Genomic DNA, 25,564 nt, shown 5'->3' with positions numbered 1-25,564 from the left:
CTTCAACGGCAGTCGCCGCTTCGCGGTGGATGCCGGGTCGAGCCCGGCATGACAGGTTTCGGGGGTTAAACCGCTCGCCAAAGCCAACCCGCTTTGGTAGCATTTCCCTCTATGTGGGGGGGTAGCTCAGCTGGGAGAGCGCCGCGTTCGCAATGCGGAGGTCGGGAGTTCGATCCTCCTCCTCTCCACCACTTCGCCTGACCCGCTCTCCGCCTCAACGACCAAAGTAGTTGACAACCCCCCGCATCGTGCGCAACCGCGGTGCGTCGGCGTCCGCAATGTTCACGCCGCTGCGCTCGCTCAGGCCGATGACGAAGTTCATGAAGTCCATCGAGTCGAGGTCCAGCGCCTGGCGCAGGTCCTCGTCATCGCCCACCGTGCCCAGATCCATCTCGGGCGCGATCGCGGCCAGCACTTGCGCAGCGAGCGCCCTTGTCTGCGTCTCGTTCATGACATTCCTTCACAGTTGATCGGGTTGCTGCAAGGCATCGGCAATCGCAGCCAGCAGCAGACCGCCCACGTGGCCGTCACTGGCGCGGTGGTCAGCTGCGAGGCTGACCTGCAACACCGGCCGCACCACCACCTGCTGGTCCACCACCCAGGGCCGCGGCGCGACGCGTCCAAATCCCACCAGTGCCAACTGCGGCGGCACGACGACACCCTGCACGCTGTCGGCGCCGCGCTCGCCGAGGCTGGTGACCGTCACTGTCGGATCGGCCAGCTCCGAACTTCGCAGCCCGCCTGCGCGAGCACGCTGCACCAGGTCTCGCATGACCGCCATCAGCTCGGGCAGGCTCTTGCGGTTCGCGTCGTGGAGCGCGGGCGCGACAAGACCCCCGCCTCGCAGCGATACGGCCCATCCCACATGGATCTGCTGCACGAGCCGGGCTGCGCCGTCCTGATAAAAGCCGTTGAGCTGCGGTACCGCCTGCAATCCCAGGGCCGTTGCCTTGAGCAGCAGCACAGCAGGCAGCAGGCGTTGCGCCGGTGGCTGACCTGCGTTGTACTGCGCGAGCCAGGTCTCGCAGGCGCCGAAATCGACCGCCTGCATGAGGTAGTAATGCGGAATCTCCCGCTTGGACCGGCTCATGGCAGCAGCAATCGCGGCGCGCATCTGTACCGGATCGAAGCGATGCGAAACAGGCGCAACCGTTGCAGCCGACGCCGTGCGCCCTGCCGCAGCCGCCTCGACATCGCCGACGGTGACGCCACCATCGACCCCTGTTCCCTGCACCCCCAATGGGTCGATGTTCAGTTCTGCCGCACGCCGCCGCGCTGCAGGTGTGACGCGGGCACGTGAGACGCTCTCGCTGGTCGAAGCCACAGATGCCGATGTCGCTGGTGATGTCGCTGGTGATGTCGCTGGTGATGTCGCAGGTGATGGCGCAACCGTGGTCTTGTGCGGCGCGTCAGCCGCGCCATCCACGCCACGCACGCCACCCACGCCATCCACCCGCGCCAGAACCCCTCCCACCGGCAACTGCGTACCCACCGGCACGAGATCGTCGATCACCCCATCCAGGAATATCTCGACGTCGATCGCGCCCTTTTGCGTTTCGACCACGGCCACCACGTCGCCCGGCTTCACGCGGCTGCCCGGCGCCACCAGCCACTGCACCAGGGTGCCGTGCTCCATGTCAGCGCCCAGCGCAGGCATCGTGAAGTCGACCATGCTCAGCGCCCACTCATCAAAGATCGCGCCGCACCAACAATGCCGGCGACCGATGGCAATGCGGCCTCTTCCATGTGCGCGGCATAGGGCACTGGCACTTCGCGTCCGCACACACGTGCAATCGGTGCATCGAGGTCATAGAACGACCGCTGCGCCAGACGCGCCGCCAGTTCGGCAGACAGCGAGCCGCTTCGCCATCCCTCGTCAACAATCACGCATCGGCGCGTGCGCGAGAGCGAGGCGGCCACGGTTGCATCATCCAGCGGGCGCAACACACGCAAGTCGATCACCTCCGCCTCCACGCCCTGCGCCTGCAGCAGTTGCGCGGCCTCCATGCATTTCGGCACGCTGTTGCCGTAGGCCACCAGCGTGAGGTCGCGCCCCGGCCTGCGAATGCAGGCATGCTCGATGTCAACCGACTGGACAGTGGGGTTCAGTTCTCCCTCGGTGTTGTAGAGAACGATGTGCTCGAAGATCAGCACCGGGTTCGGATCGGCAAGCGCTGCGGCCAGCATGTAGCGCGCGTCCTCCACCGTGGCCGGTGCGAGCACCTTCAGGCCGGGGATGTGCGCATACCAGCCCTCCAGGCTGTGCGAGTGCTGGGCAGCGAGCTGCCGGCCGGCACCGGTTGCCATGCGAATCACCAGCGGCACCGAGAACTGCCCGCCGGACATGTGGGACAGCGTCGCCGCATTGTTCATGATCTGGTCGAGCGCCAGCAGGCTGAAATTGCAGGTCATGATTTCCACGATGGGCCGCAGACCCGCCAGCGCGGCCCCGACGCCTGCTCCGACGAAGCCGTTTTCTGCAAGCGGCGTATCCACGATGCGTTCGGGACCGAACTCCTCCAGCAAGCCCTTGGTGACGGCGTAGCAGCCGCCGTACTTGCCCACGTCCTCGCCCATCACGAAGGCCCGCGGCTCGTCGTGCAACGCCTGGCGGATCGCCTGGCGGCACGCTTCACGATAGGTCATGCGCTGCGGCTCGAGCGCCGCCTGATCGCCTGCGGCACTCATGCCGTGCTCCCCTGCAGGGCTTGCTGCACAACTTCCTGCACCACCGAATCCATGCAAACAAAGCGCTCCAGGTCCGCCACCGGCTCCAGCGTTCCTGCCTGCGCAAAACGCACGGCCGCAGCGAGCTCTTCGTCCACCGCGCGCGCCATCTGCGCCTCGTCGTCCGGCGCCAGCATGTGGTTGGAACGCATCCAGCCCGCGAGCCGCTCCAGCGGGTCCCGCTGCTTCCAGGCCTGCACCTCGTCGCGGCTGCGATAGGCCTGCGCATCGAACATCGAGTGCGCGCGGAACCGGTAGGTTCGGCATTCCAGGAAGAAGGGTCCGCCGCCGGCGCGAACCTGCTCCAGCGCGCGGCCAGCGGCCGCCTCCACTGCAACCGGGTCCATGCCGTCCACAGCTTCTGCCGGCATGCGGTAGGCCTGCGCCTTTCGGAAGATTTCCGTCTCGGCCTCGGCGTCGGCCAGCGGCATGCCCATCGCGTAGAGATTGTTCTCGCAGACGAACAGCACCGGCAGCTTCCAGATGCGCGCGAGGTTCATCGTCTCGTGAAATGCGCCCTCGGTCACCGCGCCTTCGCCAAAGAAGCAGGCCGTGACCGACCCCGGGCGCAAGCGCCTGTCGGCCAGTGCAATCCCGGCCGCCAATGGCAGGCCGCCGCCAACGATGGCGTTTCCGCCAAAGAAACGGTGCTGCTGATCGAAGATATGCATGGAGCCACCCCGGCCGCGGCAGCAGCCTTCGACCTTGCCCAGCATCTCCGCCAGCAGGCGGTCCATGGGGACGCCACGGGCGAGCGCGTGGCCGTGTTCGCGATAGGTCGCGACGACCGCGTCCTGCGGCTGCAATGCGGCCATGATTCCGACCGCGACCGCTTCCTCGCCGTCATACAGGTGCAGGAAGCCGCGAATTTGCTGGTCCTGGTACAGCTCCACGCATTTGCCCTCGAACCGACGGATTCGCAGCATCTGCCGATACAGGCCTTGCAGGTGCTGCCGGTCGAGGTGGATCTTGGCGGTCATCACGAGGTGGCCCCTGGCGATACGGGCGAGGTCTTCACTTCGTCGCTCTCCAGCGTGGAGAGATCGCCTTCGGGCAAGCCGAGCTCCCGCGCTTTCAGCAGCCGCCGCATGATCTTGCCGCTGCGTGTCCTGGGCAGGTTGATGCGGAACTCGATTTCCTTGGGTGCGACGGCCGCGCCGAGCTGCTTGCGGGCATGTCCCAGCAGTTCGCGCCGCAGGGCTTCGCTGGCCTCGTAACCCGGCTTGAGCGCGACGAATGCCTTCACCACCTCGCCCACGATAGGGTCCGGCTTGCCGATCACACCCACCTCGGCCACCGCGGCATGTTCCATCAACGCGCTTTCAACTTCGAAAGGGCCGATCAGGTGGCCGGCGGACTTGATGACGTCATCGGCCCGCCCGACGAACCAGTAGTAGCCGTCGACGTCGCGCCGGGCCAGGTCGCCGGTGAGGTACCAGCCATCGGCAAAGCACTTTGCGTAGCGTTCCTGCTCGTGCAGGTAACCGCGCATCATCGACGGCCAGGGCGTACGCAGCGCCAGCTCCCCGTCCACCATCGGCTCATCGATGGTCTCGATGTGGCCGTCATCTCGCCTGCGCACGATGGCGGCAGTGATTCCGGGCAAGGGCTTACCCATGGACCCGGGCTTGATGTCCATTGCCGCGAAGTTGGAAATCATGATGCCGCCGGTTTCGGTCTGCCACCAGTTGTCGTGGAACGGCAGGCCGAAGGCATCCAGCCCCCAGACCACGGCTTCCGGGTTCAGCGGCTCGCCGACGCTGGCCGCAAAGCGCAGCGCCGACAGGTCATACGGTTGGACCGCTTGCACGCCCAGCTTCATCATCATGCGAATGGCGGTGGGCGCGGTGTACCAGACCGTCACCTTCTCGCGCTCCAGCACCGAGTACCAGGCCTGCGCATCGAACTCCGCCTCGACCACCACGCTGGTGACGCCGCTGCACAGAGGCGCGAGGATGCCGTAGCTCGTGCCGGTGATCCAGCCGGGATCGGCAGTGCACCAGAAGACATCGTCATCGTGCAAATCCAGCGCATGGATGCCGGTCACGCGATGGGCCAGCACCGCGGCATGCACGTGCACCGCACCCTTGGGCCGCCCGGTGGTGCCGCTGGTGAAATGCAGCAGGGCCATCGACTCGGGGTCGGTCGGGCCGATGGTGTACGCGGGCGATGCTGCCGCCACCACGTCATCCCATCGATACGTTGCGGGGATCGCCGCACCCTGAGCCCCAGCCAGAATGACGTGCTGCAAACCGGGCAGCCGCGCGCGCAGGCCCTGGATCTTTCGTTGGTACAACTCGGGCGTGGTGACCAGCACCCGGGCGTCGGCAACTTCGGCGCGAGTCGCGATGGGCTCCGGACCGAATTGAGAGAACAGCGGCGTCACCACGCAACGCGCCTTCAAGGCGCCCAGCACCGCGACGTAGAGCTCAGGCTGCCGACCCATCATCACGAACACCCGTTCGCCCGGCTGCACGCCCAGCGATGCGAGGGCGTTGGCGAACCGGTTGGTTTCTTCACTCAGGTCCCGAAAACTCAGTTCACGCCGGTCGCCATCTTTGCCGACCCAGCGCAACGCCACCTTGTGCGCACGGCCCTCGTGCAGGTGACGATCGACGGCTTCGTGGGCCATGTTGAGCCCTTGCCCGCCGGGCAATCCATCCAGCAGACTGCCTGCAGCCTCCCAACTGAACCCGGCGCAGGTCGCGTCGTAGTCGCGCAGATTGGGAGGCACGGCCAACAGGGCGATGTTCTTGCGAACCGGATCTCGCGCGGGTCGGACTTCGCTGGGCGGCATGTCGGCTGTCATGGGATTTGCTCCTGCCTTCATCATGGCGGGCCGCCAGCCATCCGCCTTGACCTGCCTCAAGTCGGCGCGGTTGCAGCAGGAGTCAGTCGCGCCACTGCACTACGGCGTCCAGCGTGGCCCGCGTGGTGCGAAACTGGTTCGCTGGATGCGACGGGTCTTCAAAACCAAACGAAACACCGCACACCACCAGCCTCTCGGCGGGCAGCCCGAAGTGTTCCCGCACGACATCCGGCCACGAAGACAGCGCTGCCTGCGGCACAGTCGCCACCCCAAGGCTGCGCGCAGCCAGCATGAAGTTGCCGACCCACGCCCCGCAGTCGATCGCGCCGTAAACACCCAGCGCTGCATCGGTGGTGACCATCGCCACGTGCGGCGCACCGAACAGGCGGAAGTTCTCCAGGGCTTGCTGCGCTGACGCGGCACGGTCACCGCGCGCAACACCGACGCTCTCGTACAGCGCGAAGCCGCACTCCCGCCGGCGCTCCTGGTACACGCCCTGATAGGCGGGCCATGCGAAGTCGGGCGACGCGGGTTGCTGCGTCGCAGCCAGCATCGCGGCGCGGAACCGGTCGGTGGCCTCTCCACTGGTGATCGCAATCTGCCAGGGCTGCGTGTTGCACCATGAGGGCGTGCGCTGCGCGATACGCAAAATGCGCTCGATGGTCTCGCGTGGCACAGGCTGGGAAAGAAACCCACGGCAACTGTGCCGGCCATCCAGCAGTTCTTGCAGCGTCGGTTGTTTGTCGATGGCGTTGGCAGTCATGCAGACGATTCCTTCACGTTGGGGAAATACGTCCGCACGATAACGCCATCGAGCTTGAGCGCGTGGCAGCCGCCCAGTGGCGAGGTGCGACGCTCACTGCCCGGCGCGTCGGCGCTCTCAAAATCGCCGTCTGCCCACAGCAGCTGAAAGGCCGTGCTGGCCATCGGAGGCAACAGCTCGGTCATGTGCGAGCAGCCACGGACACCCCGAAACAGGCGCTTGACCTCGCGCGTGAAGCCCGGCTCGATTCGCAGGCCCACGAGTTGCCCATAGGTTGAAGTGATCTCGCCGCACACGGGATAAGGCGAGTGCTCGGTGCTCGCCCGCACCTGCAAGATGGTGCGCTGGCGGTCGATCACCAGCACCACGCGCATCTGGTGGATCGGCGTGCCCGCAGGCACCGGCCCTGTCACCAGCTGGAGCGATGTCGGCTTGGTATCGATCAGCAGTCCTTCGATCTCGAACAAACCGTCCGCGCGCGTGAAACCCTCGCAGCTGATGCGGCGTGTGTGCGCGAGCGTGCGCGGCGAGACCGCAAGGGACTCACTCATGCAGGCCCCGAAGCGTCATGCACGACGCCCGCCGCCAAAAGCGCGGCGATATCAGCCGCCGACAGACCTGCCTGCGCGAGCAGGTCAGCACTGTGCTGACCTGCCTGCGGCGCCTTGGGCGGCAGGCTCGCGGGCGTCCGGTCAAAGCGCGGCGCGGGTGCGGGCTGCGACACACCACCTTCAGTCACAAAGGTTGCGCGCGCAACGTTGTGCGGATGCAAAGGCGCCTCGGTCATGGAGAGCACCGGGGCGAAGCACGCGTCGCTGCCCTCCAGAAGTTCGCACCACGCGTCTCGCGTCTTCGTTCGAAAAACGGCGGCGAGCTTCTCGCGCAAGGCAGGCCACTCGGCCTTGTCCCATTGCTGCTGGAAGTGCGGATCGTCGATGGCGCACACCTGCATGAGCTTCGCGTAGAACTGCGGCTCGATCGCACCCACCGAGACGTAGCGGCCATCAGCGCATTCGTAAGTGCCGTAGAAATGAGCCGCGCCATCGAGAAAGTTGCTCTCGCGGCCGTCGTTCCACATGCCCTTGGCCATGAGTCCGTACTGGGCGGCCATCAGCAGCGCCGCGCCATCGGTCATGGCTGCATCAACCACCTGGCCCTCGCCCGAATGCTGCGCCTGCGCATAGGCCGCGAGCACGCCGAACGCCAGCAGCATGCCGCCTCCGCCGTAGTCACCCACCAGGTTCAGCGGCGGCACCGGTGGCCTGTCAGCAGCGCCCATCGAATGCAGCGCGCCACTCAATGCGATGTAGTTGATGTCGTGGCCCGCCGCCTGCGCCAACGGACCGGTCTGGCCCCAGCCGGTCATGCGGCCGTAGACCAGCTTCGGGTTGCGCGCGTGCAGGTCTTTGGGGCCGAGGCCGAGCTTTTCGGCGACGCCGGGGCGGAATCCTTCGATCAGGATGTCGGCGTTCTGCGCGAGCCGCAGCACCGCCTCGACGCCGCGCGGGTCCTTGGTGTTGATAGCAATCGACTGGCGACCGCGATCGACCATGCCGTCGTTGCGCAGCAGGTTCTCGACGCCGCTGCCTGCCGGCTTGCCAGAGGGAATACGGTCGATGCGAATCACCTTCGCGCCCATGTCGGCCAGCATCATGCAGGCGAAGGGGCCCGGGCCAATGCCCGCGAGTTCGATGACGGTGAGATGAGACAGGGGTCCGGGCATGTTGTCTATTCCTTGCCGAATTCGACGGTCGGCTGCGTGGCGCCCCACATGATCGGTGGGTAGTAGCCCTCGAAGTCATCACGGATGCGATTGAATGGAAGGTCGGCCCATACGCCGTGGTCTTTCAGATAGCGCATGTGCTCGGAGCCGTCCTCCTTGAACTGCTGCAAAACGGCGTGCTTCGTGCCGTCGAATTCGGTCGGTGGCACATTCATCAGGGCGCAGAGTTCCGCATTGAATGCGGGAACGGCCTTGAGCCATTTGCCATCGATGTACAGGGCAGCCCAGCCATGGTTGACGAACACTTCGCGTCCGCCCATCGCCTGCTGCAGCTTGGCACTGGTGAAGTGGTTCACCACATCGGACAAGCCGATTGCGCTCGCAATTCCCACGCGCCGCGCGCAAGCCGCAAGCAGCACGGCCTTGGGGATGCAGAACGCGCGCATGTCGCGCACGACCGCGCCCGCTGAAAACTCCCGAGCGTCCAGCGTCATGCAATAGGGGTCATAGCGGATGCGGTCGCGTACAGCGTAGAACAAACGCACCGCACGTTCGCGCTGCGTCACCGCACCGGCGACTGCGTCATCGGTAAAGCTGGCAACCGCCGGGTTCTCGAAGTCGAGAATCGCGGTCGGTGCCAGGTAAAGCGGCCCGGGCTCGGGCCATCCGTAAGGCGTGAATTCGATGGGCATGGTGCGGCCGGTCACGCTCACATGCGCTTGGCCACCTCTTCCAGCATGACCTCCGTCGCGCCGCCGCCTATGGTCAGGATGCGCGAATCGCGCGCCATCCGCTCGACCGGCGTGCCAATGATGAAACCCGTGCCGCCATGCAGTTGCAGGCAGGTGTGCACCACTTCCTGCAGCGTCTCGGCGCCGAACGCCTTGAGCATGGACACTTCGCGCACCGTGTCCTTGCCCTCGTCGATCATCTGGGCGCACTGGTAGGTCAGCGCGCGCACGGCCGCCGCCTTGGAAGCAACCCATGCCAGCTTGTTGCGCACCACCGGTTGTTCCCACAGCGATTTGCCAAACGCCTGTCGCTGCTTGAGGTATTCGACCGTGAGCTCGATCGCCTTGGAGCTGGTGCCCGATGCGAGCGCGCCCACGACCAGCCGCTCGTTCTGGAAGGTACTCATGATGTAGTAGAAGCCCTTGCCCTCCTCGCCGAGCAGCGCGTCGTGCGGCACATGCAGATCGTCCAGGAACAGCTCGGCCGTGTCCGACGAACGCCAGCCGTGCTTGTCGAACTTGCGGGCGATCTTGAGGCCGGGGTTTTCCTTGTCGACGATGAACAGCGAGATGCCGCGGCTGCCCTTGGCCTCAGGGTCGGTGCGGGCGGCGATGATGTAGATGTCGCCATACACGCCGTTGGTGATGAAGGTCTTGGAGCCGTTGATGACCCAGCCACCTGCGGTGCGCACCGCACGCGTCTTCAGGCCCGCAACGTCCGAGCCCGCATGCGGCTCCGTCACGCAGACCGCGCCGATCTTTTCGCCCGCACACGCTGCTGGCAGGTACTTGAGCTTTTGCTCATGCGTGCCGCGATGGGCGATGTGGCCGATCGACATGTCGCTGTGCACCGTGAGCGCGGAAGCGACGCCGCCGAAAGTCGAACGCGAGAGTTCCTCGCCCAGCACGACGGATGCCATCGCGCCCATGCCGCCGCCGCCGTATTCGACGGGGTGGCGCATACCCAGGAACCCAAGGGCGCCCAGGTCCCGAAACAGCTTGCGTGGAATCTCTCCGCTGGCCTCCCAGGCCTCGCCATGCGGAACGATTTCTTCGTTGACGAAGCGGCGTACCTGGTCGCGCACCATGCGCAGGTCTTCGCCGAGAAAGTCGGGTTCCTGGAATTCGAATTCGGTCATGTGGTTTTCATTGCTTGAGTTGCGCGTACTACCGACATAGATAGTCCGGCGCGTCGGTTTATTTTAAGCAGTCCGGTCGGACTATGCAAGCGTGCTTGCTACACTTCCCGCCACAGGAGAACCCATGCCCCGCGTACGTTCGGACGATTACGAAACCAAAAGCCTGGCCATCATGGATTGCGCCGCGTCACTCTTTGCCAAAGAGGGCTATCCGTCGGCCAAGATGCAGGACATTGCGCAGGCCTGCGGCGCGACCAAGTCGATGCTGTATCACTACTTCCCGACCAAGGAAGACCTGCTCTACGCCATGCTGATGGAGCACCTGCAGCGAGTGATACAGGGTCTGGATGAGGCGATTGCCTCGGCAGGGACGCCCCGCGAAAAGTTGATGGCGCTGGTGTTGGCCTACACCCAAAAGTCCGCGCAGTCCCGCCGCCGGCACGTGACCGCGATGAACGACGTGAAGTATTTGCCCAAGGCCAAACAGGCCCCGCTGCTGGCACTGCAGCGCCAGCTCACGCACAGCGTCAGCCTGCTGCTGCGCGACCTCAACCCGGGCCTGCCGGAAGACGTCTACATGCCCTACACGATGATGTTGATCGGCATGCTGAACTGGGCCGACTTCTGGTACAAGCCCGGCGGCACCATGAAACCACAGGAACTGTGCGATCGCATGGGGCGGCTGTTTTTGAAAGGCTTTCTCGCCGAGAAAGCCTGATCCACCCTGTTGTCAGGCCCGACTCGACCCGGCATCCACCGCGAAGCGGATGCGGCGCCTGATCAACGATGGATTGCGGATCAAGTCCGCAATGACAGCCTCCACCCTGTTGTCATGCCGGACTCGATCCGGCATCGACCGCGAAGCGGATGCGGCCTTTGAACAGTCCGCAATGACAGCCTGAATACGATTTACAGCGCCGGCTTGTACGTCACCGCAGCAGGATCCGCCTTCAACAGCATCAGCTTCGGCGCGGCCAGGTGGTTGGTCGCGGAAAAGCCGATCGGCGTCATCACACCGGTATCGAGGTTGCGCACCTTCGCGAGTTCCGCATTCGTGCAGTCCCAGGTCAAGGCCTTGCCGCAACGGGCGATGGCGTCGAACAATGCGCGGGTCGAGCCATAGCCCGTGTAGGTGTAGCGGTTCACGCGGCCCATTTCTTCGGGCGTCAGGTACTTGGTGAGCTTCTCGGTGAAGGCCTTGCCTTGCGGTGAGCTTTCCAGGTGGACGTAGTCAATCGTGTACACGCTCTCGCCAGCCGAACCCATCAGCTTGGCACTCGCAGGGACGCGCGAAACATAGGTCACGCCCGTCGGGATCTTGTGGCCGATGCGCTCCAGCTCCTTGGTCATCGCGACGTTTTCACCGAGCACGCCGCCAGCCATCAAGGCTTCAGCGCCGGCCTGCTTGACCTTCAGGATCTCGGACGAAAAATCGCTCTGGCCCTTCTTGAAAATCTGCGACGAGACGATCTGCAGTTTCTTGGCCTTTGCAGCAGCCTCGAAACCCGCGCGCACGTTCTCGCCGTAGTCGTCGTCCTGCGAAATGATTGCCCACTTCTTGCCCGGGTAACGGTCGGCCATCATGGTCACGAGTTCCTCGACGGCGCTGCGCATGTCGTAGCCGACTGCGAACACATTCTTGATGACCGGCTTGTACAGCCCCTCATAGGTCGTGATCGGTGCCATCGCCGGGATGCCTGCCTGCTTGATGAGAGGCATGGCCGCTTCTGCCTGTGCAGTGCCAGAAATCGAGGTGAAGGCGAAGACCTTGTCGCTGGTCAGCAGCTTGCGCACGCCCTGCACGGTGCGCGTCGGAACATAGCCATCGTCTTCGGAGACCAGGCGGAACTTGCGGCCGTTGATGCCGCCAGCTGCGTTGATCTCTGCAATGGCGGTCTTCACGCCCAGGTTGTGCGCCACACCCAGCAGCGCCGGCGGGCCGGTCAGCGGCAGGATGTCGCCCAACACGATCTCGGTGTCGGTCACGCCCTGCTGGGCCGCGGCCGGCAAGGCCGCGCAGGCAGCGGCGAGAACGATGGCGCTGCGGATGAAGATTTGTTTGCTCATGTTTTAACTCCTGGGGTTGTCAGAATTCAATAACGCTGGGGCCAGTTGACCCATGCGTGCCGGATGTCATGCCAGATGCCACGCAGGCCGCGTGGATCGAAGCGAAGAAACGCGATGATCGCGAGCCCGTAGAGCACGCTCTTGATCTCGTGTGCGCTGGAAGTCATCGTCTCTTGCAGGCGTCCACCGACGGCTGACATGAAGGACGCAAATACCTCTGGCAAGGTGACGATGAAAATCGCGCCGAACACGGCGCCCAGCACCGAGCCCAGCCCGCCCACGATCACGATGGCCAGGGCCTCGATCGACAGCAGGAACGGAAAGCCCTCCACGCTCACGATGCCCAGGTACATGCCCATGAGCGAACCGGCCACGCCGGTGAGGGCCGCGCTGACGATGAATGCAATCAGCTTGAATCGCACCAGGTTGACGCCCATGGTGCGCGCCGCAATGTCGTTGTCACGAATGGCAACCAGCGCGCGGCCAAAGTACGAGCGGCGGATGTTCAGCGTGACGGCCAGCGCCAGCACGCACATGCCCAGGCAAAACCAGTAGAACGCGCGGTCGCTCGACAGGTCCATGCCCAGCATCGTCGGGCGGGGAATCGAGATGCCCTTGCCAGCGCCGGTGAACTTGCCGCCCGCAAGGATGGCTGCGCTCACGATATGACTGAAGGCCAGCGTGGTGATCGCCAGGTACAGCCCGTGCAATCGCAGCGAAGGCACGCCGACCACGAGCCCGCACACGGCCGGAACGATCGCCGACAGCAGCAGTGCCAGTTCAGGCGGCAAGCCCAGGCGCGTCACGCCGATGGCATAGGCGTATGCGCCCAGCATGAGAAAGCCCACATGGCCCAGCGAGATCAGCCCGGTGAAGCCCGTCAGCACCATCAGCCCCAGCACGCCGATCAGGGTGAACAGGATCAATGTCACATGGGACAGCATGTAGCTGCTGAGGAGCCACGGTGCCACCACCAGCGCGACCGCCAGCGCCGCCGTCCAGGCCTTCACCGCAGGCGAGTCCGTCAGGACGATGAGCTCGCTGTAACGTTCCTTGAAATATCCGCTTCTCATCAGACTCTTTCGATTCGTTTTTCGCCGAACAGGCCGAACGGTCGCACCATGAGCACAACCAGGATCAGCACGAACCCTGCGATTTCCTTGAAGGTGCTCGGAAGGTAGCCGCCTACCAGGTTTTCGAGCACGCCGATGATCAGGCCGCTCAGGCCCGAGCCCAGGATGGAGTCGAATCCGCCCAGCACGGTCGCCGGAAACGCCTTCAGGCCCAGCTCGAAGATTGTTGGCGTGAGGCCGTAGATGACGGCGAACAACGCACCTGCCAGGCCCGCCAGCGCCGAAGACGAGGCCCACGCAACGGCTTGCACGCGTGCTGTGGAAACACCCATCAGCCGGGCCGTCTTTTCATCGGCGGCCACCGCGCGCATCGCAACGCCGAACCGGCTGTGCCGCAGGAAGAACCAGAAGCCCAGCACCGCCAGCAGCAGCGCCGCCAGCACACCCAGCTGGCTCACCCGCAGGCCGAGCCCGCCCAGGTCGATGATGGTGTCGGCGCCTGCCACTTCGAACTTGTGCGGCGATGCGCCCCAGATGATCGTCACGATGGAGCGCAGCACCACCGCGAGACCGACCGTGACCAGCACCACGGACAGCACAGGCTCACCCAGCATGGGACGCATGATGAGCCGCTCGCACAGCAGACCCAGCACCGCGCCGATGATGACCGCGAGGAACACGGTCAACAGGCCGCCGGTCCCGAACGTCGTGGCAAGGGACCACGTCGTGTACGCCGACAGCATGCCCATCTCGCCCTGCGCGAAATTGACGACGCCGGTGGCCTTGTAGATGATCGCGAAGCTCATCGCGACCAGGCCGTACATGGCCCCGACGGCAAGCCCCGAGACCACCAGTTCGATGAAGTAGTTCATTGCGCGGCTCCGTAAATCACTTCGAGCTCGCGCGCGAATTTCTTGTTGATGAGGCCGCGGCGCACCTTCTGCGTGGCAGTGAGTTCGCCGTCGTCGTGGTCCAGCTCTTTTTCGAGCAGCACGAACTTGCGGATGTTCTCGACACGGGCAAAGCGCGAGTTCACCTCATCGACCACGCCCTGCACCAGTTCATTGACCTCGCGCATCTGCGTGAGCGACTTGAAGGTGGTGTACTGCAGATCGCGCTCTGCCGCCCAGCGGCCCACGCTGTCGAAGTCGATCTGTATCAGGCCGCCCAGGAACTTCTTGCCTTCGCCGACAACGATGGCCTCGCGCACGAACGGGCTGTCTTTGAGCGCGTTCTCGATCTCCGATGGCGCGATGTTCTTGCCGCCGCTGGTGATGATGATGGCCTTCTTGCGATCGACCACCGCAATCTCGTCGCCGCCGCGCACTTCCACGATGTCGCCGGTGGCAAGCCAGCCGTCTTCCTTCATGATTTCGGCAGTGCCCTTGTCGTCGAAGAGATAGCCCTGGAAGACGCCCGGCGAGCGCACCAGCACCTCGCCATCTTCGGCGATCTTCCAGTCCACGCCCGGCATCGCCGGTCCGCAGCTGCCTTGAATGAACGGCCTGCCCGGCACCTGCACGAACGCCAGCCCACCCGCTTCGGTCAGGCCGTAGCCCTGCCCCACCGGCAAGCCGATGATGTCGAAAAAACGCAGCGTCTCGGGCGACACGGACGCGCCGCCGCACATGCGGGTATGCGTGCGGTTCAGGCCCATGTGGCGCTGCATGTTGCGAAACAGTGCGGCGTACCAGAAGGCGAACTCGACCCGGTCGCCCAGCGCCGTGAGCTTGCCCTTGACCGCACGCCGGTCCGACAGCACGCGGCCGCGCTTCATGCCCTGGCGATAGATCGCGCGCTGGATGAATCCGCTGTCTTTCATGCGGAACTCGAAATGCTGCTGCAGCTTTTCCCAGATACGCGGCACGCCCAAAAAGAACGTCGGTGCGATCTCGCGGATGTTGGTGGCGACGGTGTCGATCGACTCCGCAAAATTCACGCAGCCGCCGGTGATCAGGTGCAACACCGTCGAATACGTGCGCTCGGCCACGTGGCACAGCGGCAGATAGCACACCGATTCAAACGGCTTGCCCTGCATCTGACGCGCGACCGCATACGAGTACGCGCCGAACACGAAGTTGCGGTGCGTGAGCATCGCGCCTTTCGGCGGTCCGGTCGTGCCGGAGGTGTAGACGAGGATGTTGACGTCATCAGGCACCAGCGAATCAATCGACGCGTCCAGCCGCAACTCGGCGCGCGGGTCTTCTGCCAGCAACTGGTCGCCGAGCGCGAGCAGCTGGTCGAAGCTGTCGGGCCGGCCCTTGTCATAGCGGCGCAGGCCCTTCATGTCCACGCAGAAGATGTGCTCCAGGTGCGGCAGTCCATTGCCGTTGGACATGGCGTCCAGCACCTTGTCGGTCTGCTCCTGGTCGCCGGTGATCGCGATCTTCGCCTGGCAGTGCGATGCGATGTACTGCACCTCGGCCCAGGGGTTGGTCGGGTAGATGCCGACCACCTGCACACCGATCATCTGCGCGCCCAGGTCGGCGTAGAACCACTGCGGCACGTCTTCGGCTGCGATGATCAGGCGGTCGCCCTTTTGCAGGCCCAGCTTCCACAGCCCGAGCGCAACACGGCGCGAATCGCGCCAGTAGTCGGCCCAGGTGCGGCCGCGCCAGATGCCGTATTCCTTTTCGCGCAGCGCGACCTCGCCGCCGCGTTCACGCGCCTGCATGCGCAGCAGGCCGGGCATGGTGGCTTCGCCCTTGAGCAGGCTGTCGTGATCAAGCATGACCCGACTCCTCGCCCAGATAGGCCTGCAGCACCATCGGGTCCGCCGCCACTTCTGCGGGCGTGCCGTGGGCAATCAGCTGGCCGAAGTCCAGCACATAGACGCGATCGGAAAGGTCCATCACCACCTGCATGTCATGTTCAATCATCAGCACCGCAATGCCGAACTCGTCGCGGATGTCCAGCGTGAATCGCGCGATGTCTTCCTTTTCTTCGCGGTTCATGCCCGCGACGATTTCATCGAGCAAGAGCAGCGTCGGCTCGCAGGCCAGGGCACGTCCCAGCTCGACACGTTTTTGCTGCCCGTAGGCCAGCTGCGATACAGGCTTGTCACGCAGCTCCTCGATTTCCAGGAACTCGATCACCCGCTCGACTTTTTCGCGTGCGGCAATCTCTTCGCGCCGGGGGCGGCCCCAGAAAGCCAGGGTTTCCAGCAGCGTGTAGTTGAAATGGATGTGGCGTCCGACCAGCAGGTTCTCGACCACCGTGCCTTGCCGGAACAACGCGAGATTCTGAAAGGTGCGGCCAATGCCAGCGCGCGCGAAGTCGCTGGACTTCAGCCCCGCCGTGTCCTTGCCGTGCAAAAAGATCTGCCCCTCACTGGGCGGCAGCACGCCGCTGATGAGGTTGAAGGTCGTGGTCTTGCCCGCGCCGTTCGGCCCGATCAGGCTCACGATCTCGCCGGGCATCACGGTGAGGCTCACGTTGTCCACGGCCTTCACGCCGCCGAATCGCTTGGAAATCCCGCGCACATCCAGCACCGGGGTCACATGGGTGAAATCGTTCATGACAGCCACCTCTTGCGACGCTTGTAGTGCTTGACGTCCTTCATGCTGGTGCGGCCCGGTTGCGCCGAAATGCCGAGGTAGAACTCGCGCACGTCTGCGTTGCTGCGCAACTGGTCGCTGGTGCCATCGAGCACGACGCGGCCGTTTTCCATGATGTAGGCGTAGTCGGCAATCGCCAGCGCGCGGCTGGCGTTCTGCTCGACCAGCAAGATGGTGAGGCCGTTCGTTTCGCGCAGCTTGGCGATGCACGAAAAGATCTCGCTCACGATCAGCGGCGCAAGTCCGAGCGAAGGCTCATCGAGTGCCAGCACCTTGGGCTGGCTCATGAGCGCGCGGCCGATGGCCACCATCTGCTGCTCGCCGCCGGACAGATAGCCCGCGATCTGCTTGCGCCGGTCGGCCAGGCGCGGGAACAGTGAATAGACATAGTCCTTGCCCTTGCCCATCTCGGCGCTGCTTTGCAGGTGAGCGCCGGCGATCAGGTTCTCATCGACCGTCAGCGTGCCGAACAACCTGCGGCCTTCGGGCACCTGCACCATGCCGCGGCGCACGATGCGCGGTGCCGGCTCGCGTTCGATCGGCTCGCCGTTCAGGTGAATCGAGCCTTTTTCGATCACGCCGTCTTCGGCATCGAGCACACCCGAAATGGCCTTGAGCACGGTGGACTTGCCAGCGCCATTGGAGCCGAGCAAGGCAACGATCTGTCCGGGGCGCACCTCCAGCGATACGTCGCGCACGGCCTCGATCGCGCCGCCATAGACGATCTGTATGTTGTGCACTGCCAGGGCCGGTGGCACTGCAGTCTTGGGATCTGGAACGGGAACCATCGGGGTGTTCTTTTCCTGTATTGTTAGACCGTCGCGTCGGTCTTTGAATGGACTGGATTATGGGCGCACATCACGGGTACGACCCCTTAGTGATTACCCGTAATCGGGGCGGATTTTGCCGCCGCAAAGACATCCTTCAGCGAATGGTTTTCATCGGCCAGATCGAGCTCGGGCGGCAGGAACACAGGCTGCGCCAGCGCCCGCTTGGCGGCCATGAAATCACCCGCCCGATTGACCGCGTCAACCGCAAGCAGTCGATCACCCTGCAGGTAGAACGCGCAGAAACTTCGGGAAGCCGTGTCGCCCCGGATGACGCACCGGTCATAGCCCTGCGACAGGCCCACCATCTGCAGCTTGAGGTCATATTGATCCGACCAGAACCACGGCACGCCCTGGTTGGGCTTGCTCTTGCCGCACAGCCATGCGGCCGCACTGCGCGCCTGCTCCAGCGCGTTGGGCACCGATTCGAGCCGGATCGTGCGGCCGTAGAGCTTGTCGAAGTGAACGGTGCAGTCACCGGCCGCAACGATGTCGGGATCGCGTGTGCAGGCGTTCTCGTCGACTTCCAGGCCCGCGTCGGTTGCAAGGCCCGCTGCGCGCGCCGCTTCGTCATTGACCAGCATGCCCAGGCCCGCGACAACGACGTCCGCGTCGAAGCTCTCACCGTCCTCGCATTCGATCCTCACGATTCGCCCCGCCTCTGTATGCACCGCGCGCATCGAGACGCCCGTGCGCACATCGACACCTGCGGCGCGGTGCACGCCTTCATAGAACTTCGACAGTTCGGGACCGGCGACGCGCGCGAGCACGCGAGGTTGCGCTTCGAGCAGCGTCACGCGCGCGCCCAGCGCAATCGCCGATGCCGCGACTTCGAGCCCGACATAGCCGCCGCCGATGACGACCAGGCGCGCGCCCGGTTTCAGGTGCCCGGCAATAGCGAGCGCGTCCTTCTGCGTGCGCAGGTAGAGCAGATTGGACGGCGGCTTGTGCGCATCGATGCCGGCGCAGGCCAGCAGGCGCGGCCTGCCACCCGTGCAAAGCGCAAGCTTCGCGTAGGCCAGATGGGTGCCGTCTGCCAGTTCAACCGTGCGCGCGGCGCGATCGATGCGCTTGACCCGCACACCCGGCATGAGCGTGATGTTCGCCGCGTCGTAGGCCCACTGCGAACGCAGCAGCAACGACTGGGCATCGACCTTGCCCGCCAGGAAAGCCTTGGACAATGGTGGCCGGTGATACGGCATGAACGGCTCGTCACCCAACAGCAGGATGGGCCCGGTCCATCCCTGCTGACGCGCCGACACGGCAAGCTCGCTACCCGCGTGTCCAGCGCCTACGATGACGAGTGCGTTGTGCGTTGTCTCCATGCTTTCCCTAGTCTGGTTGCTGAGCCGATGATTTATAGTCCGACTCGTCGGTCTAACTATAAGACCGATGGATCGCGGATGCAAGCGGTCATCACCTGAGGCAGGAGAGGCACATGACAAGGGTTCGAGCGCACGATTACGATGACAAGCGCAACGCAATTCTCGGCAAGGCCGCGACGCTGATTGCGCGCAAGGGTTTCGATGTGGCGACGATGATGGACGTCGCCCAGGCCTGCGGCACGTCCAAGTCGCATCTCTACCATTACTTCCCGAGCAAGGAAGACCTGCTCTATGCGATCGTGCACGAGCACATCACGCAGCAGGCCGCGGACCTCGCGCGCATTATTCACTTGCCCCTGCCGGCCGAAGAGCGGTTCGGCCTGTTCATCGACAGCTTCGTGCAAGGCGCTGCACGCTCGCGCGATGAGCACATCATGCTGATGAACGACCTGAAGTTTCTTCCGCGCGGGCAACGCGAACATGTGCGCAAGCTGGAAGTGGAAATGACCAGCTTGCTCGAAGGCCTGCTGCGCGAGATCAACCCCCAGCTCATGTCCCAGCAGAAGCTGGAGACGCCCTATGCGCTGCTGCTGTACGGAATGATGATCTGGACATTTACCTGGTACCGGCGCAATGGCTCGATCGCGCCGGCGGAGTTGGCACAGCGGATCTCTGATCTTTTCATCAACGGATTTCGCGGTGCCCAACTCTTGCCGGGCGCGGAACCGGCGGCGGGAGCAGGCTTCTAGTTCACCGACCGTGTCTTGCCCTGCCAGTACGGATCGCGCAACACGTTCTTCATGATCTTGCCCGCGCCGGAAAGCGGCAGCGCATCGCGAAACTCCACCTTGCGCGGACACTTGTAGTTGGCGATCAGCGTGTGGCAGTGCGCGATGATCTCTTCGGCGCTCGCGCGCTGGCCGTCCTTGAGCGTCACGATCGCCAGCACGGCCTCGCCCCACTTGTCGTCAGGCACACCGATGGCGGCGCACTCGCGCACGGCGGGGTGCGCATGCACCGCGTTCTCGACTTCGCGCGAATAGATGTTCTCGCCCCCGCTGATGATCATGTCTTTTACGCGGTCCACGATGAAGACAAAGCCGTCTTCATCCATGTAGGCGCCGTCGCCGGTGTGCATCCAGCCGTTGCGCAGCGCCGCCGCCGTCGCTTCGGGCTTGTTCCAGTAGCCCAGCATCACCTGCGCGCCGCGCACAGCGATTTCGCCGATCTCGCCACGCGGCAGTTCCAGCCCCTGTGGATCGACGATCTTCACATCGACGCCATACGCGGCGCGACCGGCCGCCTGCCGCCTCGCCTTGCCGTGGGGGCCGTCGAAGTGGTACTTCCACGGCAGGCTCACGGTGAGTGCAGCCGATTCCGTCATGCCGTAGCCCTGGATGAATTCCCACGAAGGCAACTTCTGGATCGCCGCAGCCAGCACCGCATCGGGCATGGGCGATGCGCCGTACTCGCAATAGCGCACGCTGGTGAGGTCATACCGGTCGAAGTCCGGATGGTTCAGCATCATGTTGATCATCGTCGGGACAAACAGCACGTAGTTGATGCGGTGCTGCTGGATCGCCTCGAACGCGAGGATTGCATCGAACTTGGGCAGGCAGACATGGGTGCCGCCAGCCATCGTCAACGCAAAGGCCGGGGACGCACCGGCCAGGTGGAACAGCCCGGCTGAATGCATGTACACCGTGTCTTCCGAGAAATGCAGCGTGGCGATCCAGTTGACCGATGCTGCGCAAAAGTTCTTGTGCGACAGCATCACGCCCTTGGGGTGACCCGTGGTGCCCCCGGTGTAGTAGATGCCGCACAGGTCGTCGCCCTCGCCGCACGCATCGGCGATGGGCGCGGTCTCGCGGATGAGTGCTTCGCAATCCTTCATGCCGTGCTGTGCCTGGCCATCGCCCCAATACAGCACGTGCGCCATCGCATGGCCGTTGAGCAATTCCGGCACATGGCCCGCGAACGCATCGTCCACGATGAGCGCGACGCAACCGGCATCCTTGAGGGTGTAGATGTTTTCCGGCACAGCCCAGCGCGTGTTCAGCGGCACCAGCACCAGGTTGGCCCAGGCGGCTGCGAAGAAGAGCTCGATGTAGTTGTCGCTGTTGAGCGAGAGCACCGCGAGCCGGTCACCGGGCTGCAATCCAAGCGCGCGCAATCCGGCAGCCAGCCGCGGCACGCGCTCGCCAATCTCGCCCCAGGTCCGCTTGCGGTCGCGATAGACAGTCGCCGTGCTGCGGCTGCGCGTCTGCACGGCGCGGGTGAGGGCTTGGGTCAATTGCATCATGGCCGGCTCCTTGCTGCACTCACAGCGCGGGAAAGCGCTGCGGCGCGGGGTAGCGTGCGAAACCCTGCGCCACGCCGTATTCGCTGATCCCGATTCCAGACAGGCCGTCCGTCGTCACACGGACCACATGGTCAGACAAGGTGCGCGCTCGTTCGCGGGTCTGTGCATCGTCCAGGTTCCACATGTCATGCGCCTGGGCATAGACGCCCCTGTCGTCGCCGTGATTCCAGCCGCCATAGCCGCCATACAGGCCGCCCTTGAGATAGAAGCGGGTGGGAAGGGCCTGGAGCTGGAGCACGCGCGGCGGGCCTTCTTCAAAGTCAAGCCGCAAGGTCGCACTTTCCATGCTCTGGCCCAACGGGTCATCGGCCCACTGGATGTCGTGGGTGGCGGACACGGCTTCGCGCTTGCGCACGCTCCCGTCAGGCGGGCGCACGAACTCGGCCCCCGACAGGTAGTACGGCTTGCCGGCCTCGCGCTCTTTCATGAAGATGGAGACGCCCACCGTCTCGCACTGGAACATCGACCACGTCCAGAAAAAATTGCTGTGCTGCTGCATGGGTGGATTGGCGAAATCCGTGCGCATCTCCGAGCGGATGCCCCATGAGCGGTCGCGCTGGCCCCACCAGGTCGAGGGCGTGAGCTCATGGCGTACGCCATCGACCACAAGCCAGCCGCGATATCGCCCCAGTTGTGCAACCCGCGCCAGGTCCTCGTCGACCTGCCCCTTGCGTTCGCGAAAACTCTGTTTTTCCTGTGCTGCCGGAAAGCTGGCTTCAAAGGTCAGGTCGAACGACAGACCGGATGCGTTGTCAGACAGGGTGAGCCGATGTTCCTGCAGGCCCTGCACCATGACCAGGCGAAGCGGGCCTACGGCGGTCTCAAGCGGATTCGCACCGAGCTGGCGCGAGGCGCGAAAGTTGTGCTGCGTGCGACCCACCGTCACGCCCGCAAAGCAGTCCATCACGCCGCGATTGGGGTAGTACCCCAGGCCGATATCGATGATGAGCGGTGTGCCGTCCACCGGATGAGCGGTGTACCAGTAACGCTCGGTGAAGCGCGGATCGCCGTTGCCGGCTTGCGCGAAAGTGCCGGGGGTCTGGTGGCCCAGCAGGTCGTCTTGAGGTGTGATCATGGGAGTTCTTTGTCTGTGGGCCGCTCACGGATTCGCGGCTGTGGTCATCGCGCCAAAATCAGTGAGCGGAATCAGCTTGCGCTGGATGATGAGTTGTTCCCGCATGGCCTGCCGCAAGATCGCGTCAATGCCGGCATGGACCGGGCCTGGCAAGGCAGCACCCGCGTCAAACAACCAGTCGGTGAGTTCAATCAGGTGCACCTGCGCAGCCGCCAGCGCGTCGTCGTGCTCGCCCGTCCTTGCAGGTGGTGGCAGTTGCAGCTCGATGCCCGCCTCGAGCACGCGCGCCCGGACGTCCGCGCAGGCCTCGGTCAACACTGCAGCCTGCTGCGCAGCCGCCTCGGGCGACCACACCGCCATCGAACCCAGCTTGCCCAGGATGTCCAGCACGGCGGCCAGTTGACCGCGCGCATGGTCGGTCTGCAACTCGGGCCGCACGTTGTCCTGCAGCGTCTGGCAGAGTGCTTCGACCAGCCGGGCGAGTGCAATATTCATCTGGGAGCCTGCGTGATCAGGCGGTTCATCTCCAGCAAGGTCGAGGCGAGCTGGAAGCCCATCGATGCCATGCGCACGTCACGCGCGCTGCCGCAGGCTACCCGTTGCGTGGCGCCCATCAGCATGGACGCGCTCTTGAACAGGCCCAGCACTTCGTAGTAGTGGATGACGTCGGGCCGCAGCCGCACACCCGCCATTTCGGCGTAGCGCCGGTTGAAGGTCTCGCGCTCGATCAGCCCGCCGATGCGCGGCGTGCCTGCTGCAAACACACGCAAGCCGGCCCAGGCAATGTCCTCCAGCGGGTCGCCGGCATGTACCAGCTCCCAGTCAAGGATGGCCGTGATGCGGCCGTCCTGCTGCAGGAAATTGCCAACCCGAAAGTCGCCATGAACGATGGTGACCTGGTCGGCCACCGGTGCCTCACGGTCCAGCCAGCGCATCGCGTAGTGCATCTGGGGCGGCACCGCCGTGGTCGCGGCGTCCAGCATGCCCGCGTGGCGGGCCCAGTGGCGCAACTGGTCACGCGCGACAGTGTCGGGGCGCGCTGCAGCCCACAACTGGCCCAAGGGTGTGCCCCGCCAGTCAACCCGGTGCAGGGCCGCCATGGCGTCCGTGAAGTCCTGCGAGAGGGCTTCATTGTCTGAAGCACGACGGCCTTGCGCGTCGCCCTTCCATGGCATGGGCGTGTCGCCCTGCACACGGCCGGTGATCAGGAAAGGCGCTCCAATGATGCTTGCGTCATCGCTGTAAGCGTGCACGACCGGAACCGGCAATCCGGGCACCGCCTGCAGCGCCTGCAGCACCATGAATTCGGGTCTGGCCTGATACGGAGCGAGCAGGCCCTTGGGGTCGCCGATGCGCAGGATCAGCTCGACCGTGCGTTGGGCTCCCGCTTGCTGCACGGCAGCGCTGCAACCCAGCGTCACCCATGAGAAGCCGGCCGGAAACCGCTTCCAGTTCGACAGCCGGACCGGTGCCTTCCAGTGCCCCTGCAGGAATGCCTCCAGGCGCGGACCCAGGCACTCGGGTGCCAGGTCCAATGCACGCGGCGATGGCGATGCGATCTCTGTCATATGGTCACGCTTATCCACTGGCGGCCTTGAACATGAGTTGCGGCAACCACAGCGACAGGGCCGGCACAGCCGCGATCAGCAGCACACGCACCAGGTCCACCACGATGAACGGAATCACACCGCGAATCACCGTCATCATCTGGATGTCGGGCATGACCGAGCGGATGACGAACAGGTTCACGCCGATGGGCGGCGTGATCAGGCCGATCTCGACCACGACCACGATCAGGATTCCGAACCACACCGGGTCGTAACCCATGGCCTTGATGATGGGAAAGAAGATGGGCACTGTCAGCAGGATCATCGACAGGCTTTCGAGCACGCAGCCGAGCACCAGGTAGACGGCGATCATCAGCAGGATGATCCCGAAGTTGGGCAACCCACTGTCCCGCACCACCCGCAACAGGCCCTCATGAACCCCTGTGATGTTGACGAACTCGCCAAACAGCGCGGCACCCAGGATGATCCCGAACATCATGGCCGAGGTGCGCGCCGTGTCCGCAAAGATCTCGTAGATGTCAGCCAGCTTGAGGCTGTGGCGCGTCAGCGCGAAGAGCAGCGCCGCCACGGCACCGATGCCCGATGCCTCGATCGAGGTAAAAAAGCCGCCGTAGATGCCACCCATCACCACGCCAAAGATCACCAGCACCGGCCATAGCGAGCGCAAAAGCGCAGGCATGTCGGGCTTCTCGGCCTCGTCGGCCATGGGCGCGACGGCGGGATCGCGCCACACGCTGTACTTCACCGCCGCCATGTAGCCGACAATGGCAATCAGTCCCGGGACGATGCCCGCGGCAAACAGCATGCCGATGTGCGTCTGGGTTGCGACGCCGTAAACCACCATGATGATGGAAGGCGGAATCAGGATGCCCAGCGTGCCGCCCGCGGCCACGGCCGCCGACGACAGCGAGTCGCCGTAACCCAGGCGGCGCATGGCAGGAATGGCCACCTTGCCCATCGTTGCGGCGGTAGCCACGCTGGAGCCGCAGATCGCGCCGAAGCCGCCGCAAGCCGCAACAGTCGCCATGGCCAAACCGCCGCGTCGACGACCGATGATGGCCTGGGCTGCGCGAAACAGATCGCCGGAGATGCCGGCGCCCGCCACCAGGTTGCCCATCAGCACGAACAGGGGCAGCACGATCAGCGTGTACACGAGCGTGGAATCACGCGTGATGTTTGCCACCATGCTGAGCGCAGGCGTCCAGCCCGTGAGCACGATGACCCCGGCAAAGCCAACCAGCCCGAGCGACGTGGCGATGGGCACCTGCACCAGGATGAGTGCAAAGGCAATAAAAAATCCAAGGAGCGTAGCGGTCACGGATCAGTCCAACAAAGTGCCGTGCACGACCGTGCCTTGCGCAGGCGGCTTCACGATGGCGACCAGGAAACCCAGCGCCGTCAGGACCGACAGCGCACACATGCCCCACAGCACCCAGGCCGTGGGTATCTGCAGCAGCGCCGATGCATCGCCATAGCCGGCAGAGCGGATGGCCTGGCGCGCGGTGCAAAACGCGATCACGCCGAACAGCACCGCACCCACCAGCCCTGCCAGCGCCCGCTGGGGCAACTGCAGGCGGCGGGGTATCGGAACCAGGTCCACGGTGATGTGACTGGAGCGCAGGGCCAACACCGGGTAGAGCGCGAAGATCAGCACGGCCAGCACCACTTCCAGCAACTCCGTCCCCCAGGGCAGGGGCCGGTTGAACAGGTTGCGACCGACCACGTCCACGAACACGACCACCATCAGGATGAACAGCGCCACCGCGCCCGCGGTTTCGAGCGCGGGTACGGCCTTGCCGGGTGACTGACCTTGCATGA

25 protein-coding genes and 1 tRNA gene are annotated in these 25,564 nt (G+C 64.6%); 3 read left to right on the top strand and 23 right to left on the bottom strand.

Annotation, left to right across the window (positions count from 1 at the left end; all coding sequences use genetic code 11):
* Window positions 1-115 precede the first annotated feature (115 nt).
* Window positions 116-191 (top strand) — tRNA-Ala (locus AQ12_RS13075).
* Window positions 192-214: 23 nt separating this feature from the next.
* On the opposite strand, the gene AQ12_RS13070 is transcribed toward AQ12_RS13075, so the two are convergent.
* The 10 genes from AQ12_RS13070 to AQ12_RS13025 all read right to left on the bottom strand — a co-directional run bounded on the left by AQ12_RS13070 (window position 215) and on the right by AQ12_RS13025 (window position 9,892).
* Window positions 215-451: an acyl carrier protein gene (locus AQ12_RS13070; RefSeq protein WP_048440341.1), complete on the bottom strand. Its 237-nt coding sequence runs from the start codon at window positions 449-451 to the stop codon at window positions 215-217.
* A gap of 9 nt (window positions 452-460) precedes the next feature.
* The gene (locus AQ12_RS13065) at window positions 461-1,672 is read right to left on the bottom strand and encodes a dihydrolipoamide acetyltransferase family protein (RefSeq protein WP_048440340.1); all 1,212 of its coding nucleotides are present in this window, start codon (window positions 1,670-1,672) and stop codon (window positions 461-463) included.
* Window positions 1,673-1,674: 2 nt separating this feature from the next.
* Window positions 1,675-2,688, bottom strand: a complete 1,014-nt coding sequence (locus tag AQ12_RS13060; protein WP_048440339.1) for an alpha-ketoacid dehydrogenase subunit beta — start codon at window positions 2,686-2,688, stop codon at window positions 1,675-1,677.
* On the bottom strand, window positions 2,685-3,707 hold the full coding sequence (gene pdhA / locus AQ12_RS13055) for a pyruvate dehydrogenase (acetyl-transferring) E1 component subunit alpha (protein ID WP_048440338.1): 1,023 nt from the start codon (window positions 3,705-3,707) through the stop codon (window positions 2,685-2,687). Before pdhA ends, AQ12_RS13060 begins: the two co-directional genes overlap by 4 nt.
* Window positions 3,707-5,536, bottom strand: a complete 1,830-nt coding sequence (acsA, locus tag AQ12_RS13050; RefSeq protein WP_082151581.1) for an acetate--CoA ligase — start codon at window positions 5,534-5,536, stop codon at window positions 3,707-3,709. Before acsA ends, pdhA begins: the two co-directional genes overlap by 1 nt.
* A gap of 82 nt (window positions 5,537-5,618) precedes the next feature.
* Window positions 5,619-6,299: a nitroreductase gene (locus AQ12_RS13045; RefSeq protein ID WP_048440337.1), complete on the bottom strand. Its 681-nt coding sequence runs from the start codon at window positions 6,297-6,299 to the stop codon at window positions 5,619-5,621.
* Window positions 6,296-6,850, bottom strand: coding sequence for a DUF2889 domain-containing protein (locus AQ12_RS13040; RefSeq protein ID WP_048440336.1), 555 nt, complete (start codon window positions 6,848-6,850; stop codon window positions 6,296-6,298). The genes AQ12_RS13045 and AQ12_RS13040 overlap by 4 nt, the downstream gene beginning before the upstream one ends.
* Window positions 6,847-8,022: a CaiB/BaiF CoA-transferase family protein gene (locus AQ12_RS13035; RefSeq protein ID WP_048440335.1), complete on the bottom strand. Its 1,176-nt coding sequence runs from the start codon at window positions 8,020-8,022 to the stop codon at window positions 6,847-6,849. The genes AQ12_RS13040 and AQ12_RS13035 overlap by 4 nt, the downstream gene beginning before the upstream one ends.
* Before the next feature lie 5 nt (window positions 8,023-8,027).
* On the bottom strand, window positions 8,028-8,729 hold the full coding sequence (locus AQ12_RS13030) for a transglutaminase family protein (protein ID WP_152682784.1): 702 nt from the start codon (window positions 8,727-8,729) through the stop codon (window positions 8,028-8,030).
* Between the two features lie 2 nt (window positions 8,730-8,731).
* Window positions 8,732-9,892, bottom strand: coding sequence for an acyl-CoA dehydrogenase family protein (locus tag AQ12_RS13025; RefSeq protein WP_048440334.1), 1,161 nt, complete (start codon window positions 9,890-9,892; stop codon window positions 8,732-8,734).
* A 124-nt stretch (window positions 9,893-10,016) separates the two neighbouring features.
* Here AQ12_RS13025 and AQ12_RS13020 point away from each other — a divergent pair, with 124 nt between their 5' ends.
* Window positions 10,017-10,610: a TetR/AcrR family transcriptional regulator gene (locus AQ12_RS13020; RefSeq protein WP_048440333.1), complete on the top strand. Its 594-nt coding sequence runs from the start codon at window positions 10,017-10,019 to the stop codon at window positions 10,608-10,610.
* Between the two features lie 191 nt (window positions 10,611-10,801).
* Here AQ12_RS13020 and AQ12_RS22170 read toward each other — a convergent pair whose 3' ends face one another.
* From AQ12_RS22170 to AQ12_RS12985, 7 genes are all read right to left on the bottom strand, one after another.
* Complete coding sequence (locus tag AQ12_RS22170; protein ID WP_053076719.1) at window positions 10,802-11,959, bottom strand: ABC transporter substrate-binding protein; 1,158 nt, start codon at window positions 11,957-11,959, stop codon at window positions 10,802-10,804.
* Window positions 11,960-11,985: 26 nt separating this feature from the next.
* Window positions 11,986-13,032 (bottom strand): branched-chain amino acid ABC transporter permease, encoded by a 1,047-nt coding sequence (locus AQ12_RS13010; RefSeq protein WP_048440332.1) that lies wholly within the window; start codon window positions 13,030-13,032, stop codon window positions 11,986-11,988.
* Window positions 13,032-13,904: a branched-chain amino acid ABC transporter permease gene (locus AQ12_RS13005; protein ID WP_048440331.1), complete on the bottom strand. Its 873-nt coding sequence runs from the start codon at window positions 13,902-13,904 to the stop codon at window positions 13,032-13,034. The genes AQ12_RS13010 and AQ12_RS13005 overlap by 1 nt, the downstream gene beginning before the upstream one ends.
* On the bottom strand, window positions 13,901-15,763 hold the full coding sequence (locus AQ12_RS13000) for a long-chain fatty acid--CoA ligase (RefSeq protein ID WP_048440330.1): 1,863 nt from the start codon (window positions 15,761-15,763) through the stop codon (window positions 13,901-13,903). The genes AQ12_RS13005 and AQ12_RS13000 overlap by 4 nt, the downstream gene beginning before the upstream one ends.
* On the bottom strand, window positions 15,756-16,550 hold the full coding sequence (locus tag AQ12_RS12995; protein ID WP_048440373.1) for an ABC transporter ATP-binding protein: 795 nt from the start codon (window positions 16,548-16,550) through the stop codon (window positions 15,756-15,758). The genes AQ12_RS13000 and AQ12_RS12995 overlap by 8 nt, the downstream gene beginning before the upstream one ends.
* Window positions 16,547-17,377 carry an ABC transporter ATP-binding protein gene (locus AQ12_RS12990; protein WP_048440329.1) on the bottom strand — a complete coding sequence of 277 codons (831 nt, stop codon included), beginning with the start codon at window positions 17,375-17,377 and terminating at the stop codon, window positions 16,547-16,549. Before AQ12_RS12990 ends, AQ12_RS12995 begins: the two co-directional genes overlap by 4 nt.
* Window positions 17,378-17,463: 86 nt before the next feature.
* Window positions 17,464-18,741 carry an NAD(P)/FAD-dependent oxidoreductase gene (locus AQ12_RS12985; protein ID WP_048440328.1) on the bottom strand — a complete coding sequence of 426 codons (1,278 nt, stop codon included), beginning with the start codon at window positions 18,739-18,741 and terminating at the stop codon, window positions 17,464-17,466.
* Between the two features lie 113 nt (window positions 18,742-18,854).
* Here AQ12_RS12985 and AQ12_RS12980 point away from each other — a divergent pair, with 113 nt between their 5' ends.
* Entirely contained in the window at window positions 18,855-19,490 is a 636-nt protein-coding gene (locus AQ12_RS12980; protein ID WP_048440327.1) for a TetR/AcrR family transcriptional regulator, read from the top strand.
* Here the strand turns inward: AQ12_RS12980 and AQ12_RS12975 are convergent.
* The 6 genes from AQ12_RS12975 to AQ12_RS22155 are packed head-to-tail and all read right to left on the bottom strand — an operon-like array spanning window position 19,487 to window position 25,562.
* Entirely contained in the window at window positions 19,487-21,043 is a 1,557-nt protein-coding gene (locus tag AQ12_RS12975; RefSeq protein ID WP_238587716.1) for a long-chain fatty acid--CoA ligase, read from the bottom strand. The genes AQ12_RS12980 and AQ12_RS12975 overlap by 4 nt on opposite strands.
* Window positions 21,044-21,062: 19 nt before the next feature.
* A complete protein-coding gene (locus tag AQ12_RS22165; protein WP_053076718.1) occupies window positions 21,063-22,178 on the bottom strand; it encodes a hypothetical protein in 1,116 nt (371 codons plus the stop codon).
* Window positions 22,179-22,202: 24 nt separating this feature from the next.
* Entirely contained in the window at window positions 22,203-22,673 is a 471-nt protein-coding gene (locus AQ12_RS12965) for a hypothetical protein (RefSeq protein ID WP_048440326.1), read from the bottom strand.
* Complete coding sequence (locus AQ12_RS22160) at window positions 22,670-23,746, bottom strand: phosphotransferase family protein (protein ID WP_053076717.1); 1,077 nt, start codon at window positions 23,744-23,746, stop codon at window positions 22,670-22,672. Before AQ12_RS22160 ends, AQ12_RS12965 begins: the two co-directional genes overlap by 4 nt.
* A 10-nt stretch (window positions 23,747-23,756) precedes the next feature.
* Window positions 23,757-25,064 (bottom strand): TRAP transporter large permease, encoded by a 1,308-nt coding sequence (locus AQ12_RS12955; RefSeq protein WP_048440325.1) that lies wholly within the window; start codon window positions 25,062-25,064, stop codon window positions 23,757-23,759.
* 3 nt (window positions 25,065-25,067) lie between these two features.
* Window positions 25,068-25,562, bottom strand: coding sequence for a TRAP transporter small permease (locus AQ12_RS22155; RefSeq protein ID WP_053076716.1), 495 nt, complete (start codon window positions 25,560-25,562; stop codon window positions 25,068-25,070).
* Window positions 25,563-25,564: the final 2 nt, after the last annotated feature.

Origin of the sequence: Caenimonas sp. SL110, assembly GCF_001044395.1 — a bacterium.
In the GTDB taxonomy this organism is placed as follows: Bacteria; Pseudomonadota; Gammaproteobacteria; order Burkholderiales; family Burkholderiaceae_C; genus Ramlibacter.
This window is presented reverse-complemented; position numbering and strand designations above follow the sequence as displayed.

What these genes read in the sequence shown, in the direction of transcription:
- AQ12_RS13040 (WP_048440336.1), bottom strand. Translation starts at nt 6,850, where the DNA reads ATGAGTGAGTCCCTTGCGGTCTCGCCGCGCACGCTCGCGCACACACGC.
- AQ12_RS13060 (WP_048440339.1), bottom strand. Translation starts at nt 2,688, where the DNA reads ATGAGTGCCGCAGGCGATCAGGCGGCGCTCGAGCCGCAGCGCATGACC.
- AQ12_RS13010 (WP_048440332.1), bottom strand. Translation starts at nt 13,032, where the DNA reads ATGAGAAGCGGATATTTCAAGGAACGTTACAGCGAGCTCATCGTCCTG.
- AQ12_RS22160 (WP_053076717.1), bottom strand. Translation starts at nt 23,746, where the DNA reads ATGACAGAGATCGCATCGCCATCGCCGCGTGCATTGGACCTGGCACCC.
- AQ12_RS12975 (WP_238587716.1), bottom strand. Translation starts at nt 21,043, where the DNA reads ATGATGCAATTGACCCAAGCCCTCACCCGCGCCGTGCAGACGCGCAGC.
- acsA (WP_082151581.1), bottom strand. Translation starts at nt 5,536, where the DNA reads ATGACAGCCGACATGCCGCCCAGCGAAGTCCGACCCGCGCGAGATCCG.
- AQ12_RS13070 (WP_048440341.1), bottom strand. Translation starts at nt 451, where the DNA reads ATGAACGAGACGCAGACAAGGGCGCTCGCTGCGCAAGTGCTGGCCGCG.
- AQ12_RS12990 (WP_048440329.1), bottom strand. Translation starts at nt 17,377, where the DNA reads ATGGTTCCCGTTCCAGATCCCAAGACTGCAGTGCCACCGGCCCTGGCA.
- AQ12_RS12995 (WP_048440373.1), bottom strand. Translation starts at nt 16,550, where the DNA reads ATGAACGATTTCACCCATGTGACCCCGGTGCTGGATGTGCGCGGGATT.
- AQ12_RS13045 (WP_048440337.1), bottom strand. Translation starts at nt 6,299, where the DNA reads ATGACTGCCAACGCCATCGACAAACAACCGACGCTGCAAGAACTGCTG.
- AQ12_RS12965 (WP_048440326.1), bottom strand. Translation starts at nt 22,673, where the DNA reads ATGAATATTGCACTCGCCCGGCTGGTCGAAGCACTCTGCCAGACGCTG.
- AQ12_RS22155 (WP_053076716.1), bottom strand. Translation starts at nt 25,562, where the DNA reads ATGCAAGGTCAGTCACCCGGCAAGGCCGTACCCGCGCTCGAAACCGCG.
- pdhA (WP_048440338.1), bottom strand. Translation starts at nt 3,707, where the DNA reads ATGACCGCCAAGATCCACCTCGACCGGCAGCACCTGCAAGGCCTGTAT.
- AQ12_RS13005 (WP_048440331.1), bottom strand. Translation starts at nt 13,904, where the DNA reads ATGAACTACTTCATCGAACTGGTGGTCTCGGGGCTTGCCGTCGGGGCC.
- AQ12_RS13025 (WP_048440334.1), bottom strand. Translation starts at nt 9,892, where the DNA reads ATGACCGAATTCGAATTCCAGGAACCCGACTTTCTCGGCGAAGACCTG.
- AQ12_RS13065 (WP_048440340.1), bottom strand. Translation starts at nt 1,672, where the DNA reads ATGGTCGACTTCACGATGCCTGCGCTGGGCGCTGACATGGAGCACGGC.
- AQ12_RS13020 (WP_048440333.1), top strand. Translation starts at nt 10,017, where the DNA reads ATGCCCCGCGTACGTTCGGACGATTACGAAACCAAAAGCCTGGCCATC.
- AQ12_RS13000 (WP_048440330.1), bottom strand. Translation starts at nt 15,763, where the DNA reads ATGCTTGATCACGACAGCCTGCTCAAGGGCGAAGCCACCATGCCCGGC.
- AQ12_RS13035 (WP_048440335.1), bottom strand. Translation starts at nt 8,022, where the DNA reads ATGCCCGGACCCCTGTCTCATCTCACCGTCATCGAACTCGCGGGCATT.
- AQ12_RS12980 (WP_048440327.1), top strand. Translation starts at nt 18,855, where the DNA reads ATGACAAGGGTTCGAGCGCACGATTACGATGACAAGCGCAACGCAATT.
- AQ12_RS22170 (WP_053076719.1), bottom strand. Translation starts at nt 11,959, where the DNA reads ATGAGCAAACAAATCTTCATCCGCAGCGCCATCGTTCTCGCCGCTGCC.
- AQ12_RS22165 (WP_053076718.1), bottom strand. Translation starts at nt 22,178, where the DNA reads ATGATCACACCTCAAGACGACCTGCTGGGCCACCAGACCCCCGGCACT.
- AQ12_RS12985 (WP_048440328.1), bottom strand. Translation starts at nt 18,741, where the DNA reads ATGGAGACAACGCACAACGCACTCGTCATCGTAGGCGCTGGACACGCG.